This is a genomic window from Paenibacillus oryziterrae, from assembly GCF_042610485.1.
Classification (GTDB): Bacteria; Bacillota; Bacilli; order Paenibacillales; family Paenibacillaceae; genus Paenibacillus_AQ.
Genome location: NZ_JBGJZO010000006.1, coordinates 31,499 through 43,588 on the forward strand (window position 1 = coordinate 31,499; position 12,090 = coordinate 43,588).

At 44.6% G+C, this 12,090-nt stretch carries 12 protein-coding genes; 8 read left to right on the top strand and 4 right to left on the bottom strand.

Annotated features, from left to right (window positions below; genetic code table 11):
* Window positions 1-431: 431 nt before the first annotated feature.
* Window positions 432-1,322 carry a hypothetical protein gene (locus tag ACAN55_RS08950; protein ID WP_379130999.1) on the top strand — a complete coding sequence of 297 codons (891 nt, stop codon included), beginning with the start codon at window positions 432-434 and terminating at the stop codon, window positions 1,320-1,322.
* 415 nt (window positions 1,323-1,737) lie between these two features.
* On the opposite strand, the gene ACAN55_RS08955 is transcribed toward ACAN55_RS08950, so the two are convergent.
* On the bottom strand, window positions 1,738-2,754 hold the full coding sequence (locus ACAN55_RS08955) for a phosphotransferase (RefSeq protein ID WP_379131446.1): 1,017 nt from the start codon (window positions 2,752-2,754) through the stop codon (window positions 1,738-1,740).
* A 520-nt stretch (window positions 2,755-3,274) separates the two neighbouring features.
* On the opposite strand from ACAN55_RS08955, the gene ACAN55_RS08960 reads away from it, so the two are divergent.
* Window positions 3,275-3,529, top strand: coding sequence for a cold-shock protein (locus tag ACAN55_RS08960; RefSeq protein ID WP_379131002.1), 255 nt, complete (start codon window positions 3,275-3,277; stop codon window positions 3,527-3,529).
* 137 nt (window positions 3,530-3,666) lie between these two features.
* On the opposite strand, the gene ACAN55_RS08965 is transcribed toward ACAN55_RS08960, so the two are convergent.
* Entirely contained in the window at window positions 3,667-4,671 is a 1,005-nt protein-coding gene (locus tag ACAN55_RS08965; RefSeq protein ID WP_379131005.1) for a sensor histidine kinase, read from the bottom strand.
* Window positions 4,668-5,381 carry a response regulator transcription factor gene (locus ACAN55_RS08970; protein ID WP_379131008.1) on the bottom strand — a complete coding sequence of 238 codons (714 nt, stop codon included), beginning with the start codon at window positions 5,379-5,381 and terminating at the stop codon, window positions 4,668-4,670. Before ACAN55_RS08970 ends, ACAN55_RS08965 begins: the two co-directional genes overlap by 4 nt.
* Window positions 5,382-5,562: 181 nt before the next feature.
* Here ACAN55_RS08970 and ACAN55_RS08975 point away from each other — a divergent pair, with 181 nt between their 5' ends.
* The 3 genes from ACAN55_RS08975 to ACAN55_RS08985 are packed head-to-tail and all read left to right on the top strand — an operon-like array spanning window position 5,563 to window position 7,218.
* On the top strand, window positions 5,563-5,817 hold the full coding sequence (locus ACAN55_RS08975; RefSeq protein ID WP_379131011.1) for a thioredoxin family protein: 255 nt from the start codon (window positions 5,563-5,565) through the stop codon (window positions 5,815-5,817).
* Between the two features lie 41 nt (window positions 5,818-5,858).
* Window positions 5,859-6,554 carry a cytochrome c biogenesis CcdA family protein gene (locus ACAN55_RS08980; RefSeq protein ID WP_379131014.1) on the top strand — a complete coding sequence of 232 codons (696 nt, stop codon included), beginning with the start codon at window positions 5,859-5,861 and terminating at the stop codon, window positions 6,552-6,554.
* A gap of 19 nt (window positions 6,555-6,573) precedes the next feature.
* Window positions 6,574-7,218 carry a peroxiredoxin-like family protein gene (locus tag ACAN55_RS08985; protein ID WP_379131017.1) on the top strand — a complete coding sequence of 215 codons (645 nt, stop codon included), beginning with the start codon at window positions 6,574-6,576 and terminating at the stop codon, window positions 7,216-7,218.
* A gap of 74 nt (window positions 7,219-7,292) precedes the next feature.
* Here the strand turns inward: ACAN55_RS08985 and ACAN55_RS08990 are convergent, their stop codons facing one another.
* Window positions 7,293-8,453, bottom strand: coding sequence for an epoxide hydrolase family protein (locus ACAN55_RS08990; RefSeq protein ID WP_379131020.1), 1,161 nt, complete (start codon window positions 8,451-8,453; stop codon window positions 7,293-7,295).
* A 185-nt stretch (window positions 8,454-8,638) separates the two neighbouring features.
* Between ACAN55_RS08990 and ACAN55_RS08995 the strand changes: the two genes are divergently transcribed.
* The 3 genes from ACAN55_RS08995 to ACAN55_RS09005 all read left to right on the top strand — a co-directional run bounded on the left by ACAN55_RS08995 (window position 8,639) and on the right by ACAN55_RS09005 (window position 12,090).
* Window positions 8,639-9,208, top strand: a complete 570-nt coding sequence (locus ACAN55_RS08995) for a dihydrofolate reductase family protein (RefSeq protein WP_379131023.1) — start codon at window positions 8,639-8,641, stop codon at window positions 9,206-9,208.
* A gap of 242 nt (window positions 9,209-9,450) precedes the next feature.
* Window positions 9,451-11,193 carry an ABC-F family ATP-binding cassette domain-containing protein gene (locus ACAN55_RS09000; protein ID WP_379131025.1) on the top strand — a complete coding sequence of 581 codons (1,743 nt, stop codon included), beginning with the start codon at window positions 9,451-9,453 and terminating at the stop codon, window positions 11,191-11,193.
* Window positions 11,194-11,451: 258 nt separating this feature from the next.
* Window positions 11,452-12,090, top strand: a complete 639-nt coding sequence (locus tag ACAN55_RS09005) for an HD domain-containing protein (RefSeq protein WP_379131028.1) — start codon at window positions 11,452-11,454, stop codon at window positions 12,088-12,090.

Below are 12,090 nucleotides of genomic sequence, written 5' to 3' on the forward strand. Positions count from 1 at the left end.
GATGATAAAAAAGTAGGGAACTAGTAAAGAATGTGTGTAACCAATGTTAAAAGTATGGAACCAGTGAAAAAAGTGTGGAACCTACTATAAACTTTGAGCCGAATGTCTGGGATAGTTCCTAAGATGTTCGGCTTTTTTTATATTTCCTAGGTGACTACAAGAGCTTTGCAAAAATACGGGATAAACCAGTACAAGATGCGATCGTACATCATATAAAAGACTCTTAATGTAGAAAGAAATTAATGTAGTAGACTGAAAAATAAAGTGTTAAACTCGGAAAATAAAGTTGTAGACTGAGAAAATAAAGTATTAGACTGGCAGTCGCTTCATTAAGCTAACTGGCAGAATTGTTTAATTTATTTGTGTTAAAATGATAACAAGAATTGTGTTTAATTTTCATCAAAAACCACATAAATTATGGGGGCTTTAAAGTGAAAAATGATTTCATAGACTTGATGAGTGTCTTTACAATTAGTGAATTAATAGGACCAGTGGATCAAAACCAGGACTTTGAAGAAGTTGTTAAGAAAATCGAGTCTATATTTAACCCGAGAAATTCAGATGACTTCAAGATGGACTCAACAAAGTTTTGTCCGGTTGTTTCTTCTGGAGACAGGCCAAAGTATGTAATTTGGGGTTTAAACCCACATGCTGATGAGGGGTTAAATGGGTATACCTGGGGGCAACTTGCAGAATACCATGTTCCATCAAACATATATGACGAAAACAATGTATTTGACGAAGTTTTACTTGGTCATTATTACCGAAACATAGGATCTATTGTTAATGGATTAGAGAACAATGGATATGTCGCTTGGTCAGAGTGGAATAAAGGAAACAATAAGCAAAAAAAACTGAAATACTTAAAGATGATCGAAAATAGTCCGATGGCAGTTATAGAAATGATCCCATTTGCATCCAAGAAGATTTTGACGATTACAAATGAGAAGATGCATGAGCTATTATCGATTGAGAATCGAATGGACAAATATTTTCATAAGTTAACCCATTACATACTCACAAAGACAGAAGATAATGCATGGATCATTTGCAATGGACAGAACGTTTGCGAAGCGTTTTTGATGATGTTAAACATAGAGAATAAAAAGTTGGAAAAGGTAATTGATTACAAAGACGATAAGGGATATTCACTTTACTTGATGGGTGGAAAAAGGGTTCTTTTGTTTCATGATTTCTTAAAAAGAAATAATGGAAAACTTAATTCGAATAAACAATTGAGTGCAATGATGTATACAGTTCTTACCTCACTCGGAATAGATGCAACCGACATATACAATGACACTCCAGGAGTAATTAGTTAAATCAGAAGGTCGATTTTTTGGCAAAGGGGTTACTATGCAAACGGGAAACGTTAGCTCAATACAGAAGTAAAATGAGGCTGCCGCGGAATCTGGCAGACTTCGATCAACTAAATGAGCGAAATAAAAGAACCCGGCCTAAATGACCGGGTTCGGTGCTTTCATAATATGTTACTGGGTCTATCTGCTTTACTGTGAATTATTTTTGCACTCTAGGTTTTCCTTGATCGCTCGGGTCGTCAGACCGTGACGGGTTACTCTTTGGAGTGCTTTTTTCGGGCTTGGTTTTAGTGCTCATTATGTTCACCTCCTGTGTTAACCATAAATAATATTTCTCCAAACCGTTATCCTTATTAAAATATGTGTTAGCATCCTGCTGAACCATGACATTCAAGGGTTTTCGGAGTCTTTTTTAGAGTCAACCCTGCGCAGGGCTGTTCTTCATTTCATAGATTTTCAGGAGCATATGGACTTGCTTCGTCTTCTCGTCATCATCCTCTGTGTGGAGATACCCCTCCACAAGTCTGTATCCGAATACGAGAAGGATCATCTCGTAGACGCAATGGTCGGCAATAGGGGGGGCATCTGCATATTCCGAAAAGCCTTTGTAATACGCGGGAACACACCGCTGGTAGTATTCGACCATGAGATCGATATCCGCTTCATCTGCAATCAGGCTTGCGAGATCCTCGCCTAGGTAGCCCCATCCGGATGTATCCCAGTCGATGAGCGCGATTGTCCCGTTGGCATAAATCAGGTTGGTCACCCAGAAGTCCCGGTGGCATAGCACGAGGGGTAATTGCTCAATGCGCGAGAGTATCTCGACCGAGTGTTCGTCGATGTCGATAAGCATTTGCCGCACGTGTTGCGGGAATTCGCATTCGTCCGAGCGGATATAATCGTAAACAGCCGGCCATGACCGGTAATGCAGATACGTGTTCTTCATGAGATCAGCATGGCTCAGGTTAGTCAGGCTCTGCAGCACAGCGGGCTGCTCCGCATACAGCTTGCCTTGATAACGTCCTAACTCCAGCGCGGCCTGTTCATACATGTCACCGGTCAAGTCTAAACCGGTTACGCCATCGATATATTCCAGCCACAGCTGGAATTCATTTTCTTCGGCATTCATCTCCGCATGATAGCATGTTGGCCAGCGGAAGGTATCCGAGAACGTCGTTCCCAAGTCAGACCTATAGAGATCATATTCCCGACGCCAGGAATTCGGATCATTGTAACGTTCCCATTTCTTTTGAATTTTCAACGCGATACGGTACGGCATTCTTTCACCTTCTGCGGTTTCGGCGATCCCCGTTACGAGATGCACATTTCCCACAGTCCCGCCCTGTAGCGGCATGGTTTGGCAGTCCGCCGAGATGATATCCTTCTTGAAGCATCGGCCTAAGACATATATCAGCGTTTCGATTTTAATGTTAATATTTTTCAACCTCCATTTTTCTTCGTTTGATTGTTCCACATGGACATCGTTCTATTTCTGTGTAACCTTTAATGTTGTTTTTTGGACGCAAAAATGCCACGGACAAGCAGCCTCTTAAGAAGCTGCTGTCGCGCGGCATCAGGACGCAAAAAAGATACGACCTTCATCGTATCTGCAGACAGCAATATTCACGAAAGGTTACTTTGGATGGCATAGCAAATAATACGGGCGTAATCCCGTTTTTTTTTCGCGTATGCCTGCTATTCAGTTTTTAAGACGAAACCACCATATAAGTAGTTGCCATTAAATACATCCCCCTTCGTGTCAGAAACTAGCTTATCGCTAAGCTGTTTATAAAATACCCTTTTTTGGTAAAAAAATCAATGAAGGATTCTGCTAACCGTAAATTAATCTGCCAAATTGCATTAAAACTAGCTTATTCTCAGCTCTCTTAATGCTCCGATATTATCGATAGGCTTACTCTTCATGATCTTTAATAAAATGCAAAGGAGGTCCGGAAATGGCGGAAAGAAGATGGGAGATTGTCAAATGGTTCAAAGAAGATAAGGGTTACGGTCGGATAAGGCTGGACGGGCAGGATGGAAATCATGTTTTTGTTCACTTTAGGGAAATACTGCCAGACCCTGCTAGAATGCAGAATGGAATGAGGTTTCTTAAAGAGGGGCAAAAGGTTGCTTTCGACTTATTCGATTTCCTGAGTGTAGATGACTCTCAACGTAGAACAGCAAAGAATGTACAAATTTTAGAGGATTAACTCCTAATTCAGTTAACGGAGAACACTGGCTGAATTGAATGCATCGGCAATCGTCAAGGATCTGCTCGCGCTTGTTCTCCGTTAACTGGTAGGACTGTTCTATAAGCAACTCTTGTATAAACATGAAGTCTAGCTTCTTAACCTGAAATCAACGTTACCTTAAACACACTTCCTAACTCGGAGCTCGTCTCCAGTTCAACGGTTCCCTGGAAGAATGCAAGCAAATGGCGAACAATGGACAGGCCTAGACCAGCCCCGCCGCTCCTGCGTGCCCGGGAAGAATCGACGCGATAAAATCGCTCAAACACCAGCTCCTTGGATGGAAGGGATATTCCATTCCCTGTGTCCGAAACCCGAACCACAACCTGTCCATCTTCATGCGAAACCTGCAGCGTAACTTTCCCGTTGGGCCGATTATACCGGATGGCGTTGTCCAGCAAGTTTCGAAAGACCAGGAATAAGAGGCCTTCTTCCCCTTTAACCAGAGCAGTGCATGGCTCCATAGGCTGGAGCGTCACTCCATATTTGGCAGCCAGCGGTTCCATGAATGAAGTTATGTCTGCGAGAACGTTGGCGAGATCTACAACATTGTGCTCTTGATTACTAGGGTCGTACGTTCCGTCAGCCAGCAGTAGCAAATCCTCCGTTAATGACTCCAGCCGCGAAAGCGTCCGCTCCGTTGTCTCCCTGTAATCTATCCAGTCGTCTGGATCAATACCATTGCTGTCTCCCGCCACTTCAAGATTCGTACGCAGGATGGTAAGCGGTGTTCTTAATTCATGCGCAGCCGCGGATACAAAACGGGCCTGCTGATCAAAAGAGTGCTCCAGCCCATCCAACATCGTATTGATTACGATCCCAAGCTTCTTTAATTCATCATGAAGCTCGTCAATCTCCAGTCGGTTGTTCAGGGTGGTTGCGGTTATCCCGGCAGCTGTTTCACTCATCCGTTTTACAGGCTTCAGGACAATCATTGCGAGCCATTGCGCGCTTAAAACCATGCCTGTTGTAACAACAAGCAAGCTTATGATTCGGCCGAAAAAGAACTCTATAATCGTATAAAGAGTAATCAGTATTGCCAGAAAAAGAATTTCATACAGGGTCAATCGTACACGCAGTGAAAGACGGTTCCATGGTCTCATTTCGCTTCCTCTTTCTTTCCTTCTGAGAGCAGAACCCATTTATATCCATAGCCTTGAACGGTCTGAATATATTTTTCCCCTGCCTCCGGATCGTGGTGTGAAAGCTTTTTGCGCAAGGAATTAATGTGAACCCGGACCGTTGAGGTAAAAGGATCCGCATGGATATCCCAAACGTGCTCAAGAAGTCTTTCAGACGAAATGACTTCGCCGGGATGCAGCATCAGATATTCGAGCAGACCGAATTCTTTTCTCGTCAATGAAATAAGAACATTCCCGAACCAGACTTCCTTAGTTTTCGAATCAAGGGTAAGCTGATCGAACTGCAGGACGGGGCTTTTTGCTGATGAACTCCGGCGGAGGAGGGCCCGGATGCGGGCAAGCAATTCATTGAACACAAAGGGTTTACGGAGGTAGTCATCTGCACCTGAATCGAGCCCTTCTTCCACCTCGTCCGGATGGCTGCGCGCTGTCAGCATGAGGATAAACACATCGTTATGATGTGATGACTGGCGAATCCGTTGACAAAGTGAAATGCCATCCAGCTCCGGAAGATTGATGTCGAGGAGTATCACATCATATTCATTGGTATCCGCGAGCTCCCACCCGGTTAGCCCGTCAGCAGCGCTGTCCACTGCATAACCTTCCCGTTTCAAACCCTTGGCTAATGCGCGCGAAAGGTCTTCCTCATCTTCAACAATGAGGATTCGCATAACACCACTCCTTCCTTCAATGACAACAGCATATCACACCTCCGGGATACGAGAAAAATAAAGCATTCTTCGGAGCGAACTTAACAAGGATTTAACAGCCCGGGCTTTATAATCAAAATCAAATCTTCCCAATTGAGTGGAGGATGTCAAACTGGATAGAGAAGAAGGAGGAGGAGTTCTTTTGTTAATAGAGGTTGTAACAGCTGGACCAGGGTGTTCCATATGTCAAAAAGCGCTAAAGTTAGTCAAGCAAGTAGCGGAGGAATTTCCGCAAATCGAGTCTCAGGAGGTTAGTGTAATTGATCAGTTTGAACGTCTTCAGGAACTGAACATTTTCAGCGCCGGAGCGATTCTCATCAATGGGAAAGCAGAATTTGGCTCGGTACCCTCACTGCCTAAGCTTCGTGAACGTGTGTATGAATTGCTCCAGAAATAATAAAATCCGCTAAATAATCCGCTAAATAAAAGGAGAAACCTATGGAAGATTTATATCAATTCACGATCTCAGGCGGAATTTCGGCCTCTGTCTACATTCTTGTGTTCGTCGGCGGAATTGTCAGCGCGGTATTGGCATGCTATTTACCTGTGCTTGCGATGTTTGCGGGGTATGTCCAGAGAGGCGCAGCGGGCGATAGAAGAAAAGCCATTCGGATATCGATTAATTTTATCCTGGGGATGGTTGTCACTTCACTGCTGATTGGGTTAGTATTCGCGCTGCTCGGCCAGCAGTTCCTGCCTTTTGTTGAGAAATATCGTCTGCAAAACTGGATTCCGCCTTTCTTTGACATATTTGCCGGGCTGCAGCTGCTGGGTGTCATTTCATTCGCAATGCCAACGTTCAACAAGTCGCTTAGCCGGCCTGACACTCCGCCAAGCACGTGGGCCGCTTTTAAACTGGGAATTCCTTATGGACTTGTCATTTCGCCCTGTGCAATCCCAATCTTTTTCGCGCTGATTAGCTATATTGCTCTTCAAGGAAATCCGGTTCATGGAGCGCTGCTCTTGACTACCTACACGTTAGGTAAAGGAGTGATACTCACGGCTGTTGCAGTCTTTTCCATTTCCATCCTGCGCAAATTTGCTAAATGGGAGGGACGTGTGAAAAAAATTGCCGGCTACTTTTCACTCGTGCTTGGTGTTGTATTTCTAATTATTGCGTTTATGAAATATTAATTTACGGGGGAAATCATTCATGTCATTAAATCAAACGCTGGAAGAAATGAAACAACAGCTTATCTCCTATTCGCCCGTAGAAGTCCAGGCTGCGATGTTCCGTTCGATCCGTGAGCAGCTGGAGTCGGGAGTGCAGTATGGCCTGCAGGAAGGGCAGAAGGCGAAAGATTTTAAGCTGAATAATTCGTTAGGCAGCCCTGTTCACTTGTACAACGAACTTGCCAAAGGGGCTGTCGTTCTCACCTTCTACCGCGGCGGCTGGTGCCCTTACTGCAACTCGCAGCTCCGGGCATATCAGAAAGTGCTGCCGGAGATTGAGGCGCTGGGCGCCAGACTCATCGCCGTTAGCCCGCAAAGCCCAGACAACACGCTTTCCAATCAGGAGAAGGAAGGATTGCAGTTCCAGGTGCTGAGCGATACGAACGGTCTGGTGGCTGCCTTTTACAATATTTTATATGACGTACCGCCGTACTTTCAGGAGATTATGACCAGCAAGTTCAATCTGAATCTGGCGGAATACAACGCGACCGAGCGGTGGATACTCCCCATTCCGTCCACCTTTATGATCGACGAGTCTGGCATTATCCGTTCCGCGTACGTCAACCCGGATTTCATGAAGCGTCTGGAGCCGGAGGATATTCTGTATGAGTTAAGAAAGTTGTGAACAGCCATCGCCACCACTATAGCAAAGCCCCATGCGCCGGACGACGCATGGGGCTTCTTCCGTTAGGGAAGGGCTTAGTCCAAAGAAATGTTCCTGAAGGGCCTGCAAAAGGCGCGAATGTCATCGGCCATCTGCTCAGGTTCTTCCATTGCCGTGAAATGGCCACCGGAAGACATTTCCGTCCAGCGGGTCACATTCAGATTACGCATGATCCATGACTTGGGCGGAGGCGCGATATCTGCTGGGAACATGGCGATGCCGGCGGGGACCTCTATTCGTCCAAGCGGCGGCAGCGTATGGGAGTTCTCGTAATAGATGCGCGTGGACGAGCCAACCGTGTTCGTCACCCAATAGATCATAATATAATTCAGCAGTTCATCCTCGCTAAATTTCTGCAGAAGGTTACCCTTACAGTCGCTCCATGCGCGAAATTTCTCGAGAATCCAGCTTGCTAAGCCTACCGGAGAATCCGAAAGACCATAAGCAAGCGTCTGAGGCTTCGTCGACTGAAGCGACATATAGCCTCCCTCTTCAGCAATCCAGCGGGAAGCACCGATTTTGTACTGTCGTTCCTCTTCCGTAAGTGTCTCCGCATCGGGAGCCGACAGAAGATCTCTAATTATACCAACATCCGTTAAATGGATGCCGTATAGAAGCTCTGGATGATTGGCAGCCAGATAGCGGGTAACCCCCGAGCCGATATCCCCGCCTGCAGCGACAAAGCTGCTGTAGCCTAATACGGATGTCATGAGCTCTGCCCATATTTCAGAGACGGTCAAATTGTTGAAGCCAGGCCGGGTTGGGCGGCCGGAGAAGCCAAAGCCCGGAAGTGAAGGGACAATGACATCAAACGCGTCCTCCGGACGACCGCCGTAACTCGCCGGATCGGTCAGCAGTGGAATGATTTTCTGATAACGAAGATAACTATCTGGCCATCCATGGGTAAGAATAATAGGGATGGGGTTTGGCCCTTTGCCGCGCTCATGGACGAAATGCACGTCAATGCCGTCAATCGTACAACGATACTGGGACAAGCGGTTCAACTCGGCTTCCTGCGCGCGCCAATCGTACTGATCGCGCCAATAGGAGACCAGTGACTGCAATTCAACTAATTCAGTTCCTCGCTCCCAGCCTGAGCCTACTAATTGATCAGGCCAGCGGACGCGGTGGAGCCGTTCTTGCAGATCGTCAAGAATATGATCAGAGATATGAATGCGGAAGCGTTCAACGGTCATGAGGAAATCCCCCTTCGTAGCTGGTTCATAACGATATTATATCCTCCGGGTGTGTATGTTACACTAGTATACGTGCAGCAATTAATAATACTATTTAAACAGATTTAGTCTCACACATTATTATCGAATGATAGCTACTACGAACAAATCGAACATTTAAATTCGAAATCGGAGGAGAAGCAAACGTGAGAAAACTTATATTGTTCATGCATGTGTCGCTGGACGGGTATGCGTCGGATTCGAACGGGGGACTGGATTGGATTCCGTACAACGAGGAATTAGAGAAGTACGCCGAGGAGGTCGTAGCCGAAGTCGGCTCTCCCGTATATGGACGCACGACGTATCGGATGATGGAGAGCTACTGGCCCACGGTGCTGGACGATCCGAATGCATCGAGGCACGAAATGGAGCATGCCAAATGGCTGCAGGATGTTAAGAAGATCGTCATTTCTGGCTCGATGGACATTGTGGAATGGAACAATACGATGCTGATCAAGGATAATATCGCAGAGGAAATCAAGGCGCTAAAGGAGCAGTCTGGCAAAAATCTCGTTATCTTCGGCAGCCCGGGAGCGGCGAAGACGTTACTTGAGCTCGGCCTGATCGACGAATTCCTGCTGACGATTTGTCCGGTTATCTTAGGCGGCGGGATATCGGCATTCCACGGCGAAGGTGAAAAAATCAGGCTCAAGCTGCTGTCCAGCCGAACGTTCAAGTCGGGCATTATCGCGGCCCGCTATGAGTTGGAGAAATAGCCGTGCCATACAAGGTGTTCCACTGCTACGTTAAGTCGCTCATGTTTTTGAGCGGCTTTTTTATGCTTACAGCGAAATGAAGAGAAACTGAATCAAATCACTTTTACGAACAACTTTATTGTAAAAGGATTGAAGTTGGTGATTAAAAGTGTTATTCTGATCTATTGACGGTATACTCAATTCTATGCTCATAAATACAGCTGATAATAGTCACCATTTTAGTTATAAAGAAAGGTAATACTATGATAAAAGTTGATAACCTATCCTTCTCGTTTCCGCAAAAAGAACTATATACAAACATTTCATTTACGCTTGAAGAAGCACAGCATTGCGCTTTTATTGGAACAAGTGGCAGTGGGAAAAGTACACTGATCGATATACTGATGGACCCGGAAAGATATTTGTTTGATGGCGTGTTAGAGATGGACCCAACTTGCAAAATCGGGTTCGTAAGTCAGTTCTCACAACCAGACAAATCGAAAGAAACAACGGTATTCGAATATGTAGGCGAAGAATTTATTAAGATTCAAAATGAAATACAATCGATCTGCACTGAAATGGAAACATCATCGGATATTGACTCGCTACTGGAGCAGTATCAATTAGCTCTAGACGCCTTTGATTCAATGGGTGGGGAGGATTTTGAAAGCAACATTAATAAGAAGCTAAATCTGGCAAACCTCATGAAGCGAAAAGATACTAGGGTATCCGACCTGAGTGGCGGGGAATTCAAACTTGTTCAAGTGATGAAGGAAATGCTTCGTAATCCAGACTTAATGATTATGGACGAGCCCGATGTATTTTTAGACTTCGAGAACCTAAATGCGCTTAAGAATCTTATTAATTCCCACAAAGGCATGCTGCTGGTTGTTACGCACAACCGTTATCTATTGAATCATTGCTTCAACAAAATCATTCACCTGGAGAACATGGAGATCCAAGAGTTTGATGGGCGGTATATTGATTACAACTTCTCATTGCTTCAAACCAAGATTGAGTTGCAAGAACTCACAGTTGCTGAAGAGGAAGAAATTGCGAGAAACGAGAACATCGTCAATAATCTTAGAGCTATCGCAACTTATAATTCAGAAGCTTCCAGAGGAAGAGCGTTAAAAGCCAGAGTTAGATTTCAAGAGCGACTGGAAGCCCGTAGAATTAAAGCGCCATTCGTAGATATTAAACAACCGAATATCAGTTTAGGTATGGATAATGAACTAATTGAAGACACCACTGTTATAAATGTCAATAATTATAGTGTCGCTTTTGATGAGCTGCTTTTAGAAAATGTTAACTTTGAGATCAAATCTACGGATAAAGTAGCTCTTATTGGTCCAAACGGTACAGGGAAAACGACGTTACTCCGGGAAATTTTTAAGAATAATCATGATTCCATTGAAATCAATCCTGATGCTAAAGTGACTTACCTATCCCAGCTTCAAGGTGAAATGTTAAAGGATTCTAATACCATCCTGGAAGAATTCATCGATGCCGGGCTTACAACGTATGATGAGATCAGATCCCATCTATCCAACTATGGCTTTGAAGGAGAAATCGTTAATCAAAGAATAGAATCTTTATCGGGTGGAGAGAAAAATGTGCTTCAATTGGCTAAGGTTTCTGCCAGCAAAGCAAACGTGTTGCTTCTTGATGAACCGACGAGCCATTTAGACACCTATACACAAATCGCACTGGAGAAAGCCATCCAGGACTATAAAGGTGCGATTCTAATGATTTCCCATGATTTCTATTCTGTGGTAAATGGGATGGATTATGTGTTAATCTTTGACGATAAGACGATTCGAAAAATGAGTATGCGTAAATTTAGAAAGATGATTTATGCCAGTCATTTTGATAAAGACTATTTAGAAACCGAACAGAAGAAGAAAGCAGTTGAAACGGAAATAGAATTGGCTTTAAAAAATACTGATTTTGAACGTGCAAAAGGTTTGGTTGATGAGCTCGAAGAGCTGATTAAACTGCTTTAATCATAAAAGAGGGATATAAAAATATAGTTAAACAGGTAGAGCGACTGACGGGGTGAACCACCTAATCAGTCGCTTTATTTATTAATAAGTGATAAATTGCTTTCAATCATAGGCAACGGCTGATGAAACCTATTTCTCAGGGAACACTACGCCCATGATGGTCTTGCGTTATTGTTCATTGTCACAAATACGTTCCTTCCGTTGTCTTCTTTATGGATATCGAACGATCAAACGTAACGAATGAAGGGGAAGTTATTGATGACTAATGTAATCGCTGATATAAAGATTCCAGATAGTAAACTAGCCGTTGAGGCTGCTGAATTATTGCGTGAGCATGGTGACGACCTGCTGTGGAACCACTCGAATCGGGTATTTTTGTTCGCGGCCATGAAGGGGAACCTGAATCAAATGAAATACGATGCTGAATTGCTGTATATCAGTTCACTATTCCACGATATTGGCCTCACTCCCGCATTCCGAAGCCCGGACAAACGCTTTGAGGTCGACGGGGCGAATGCTGCACGCTATTTTCTTCAAAGTCACGGTATTCCGGAAGATTCCATTAGGCTTGTATGGGATACGGTTGCCCTGCATACAAGCATCGGAATCGTCGAATATAAGGAAAACGAAGCGGCGCTTATGAATTTTGGCGTCGGTTATGATGTGGTCGGGAAGAACTTCGATCTTATTTCAGCAGAAGTACGGCAGCAAGTCATTGAGGCTTTTCCCCGCAACCAGTTCAAGCACAACATCCTGCATACCTTCTTGGAAGGCTTCAAACATAAACCGGAAACCACATACGGAACGATTAACGCCGACGTGTGCGAACTGCTGCTTCCGGGATATAAACGCCCGAGCTTTTGCCATCACGTCCTTCATTCCCAATGGGAAGAGTAA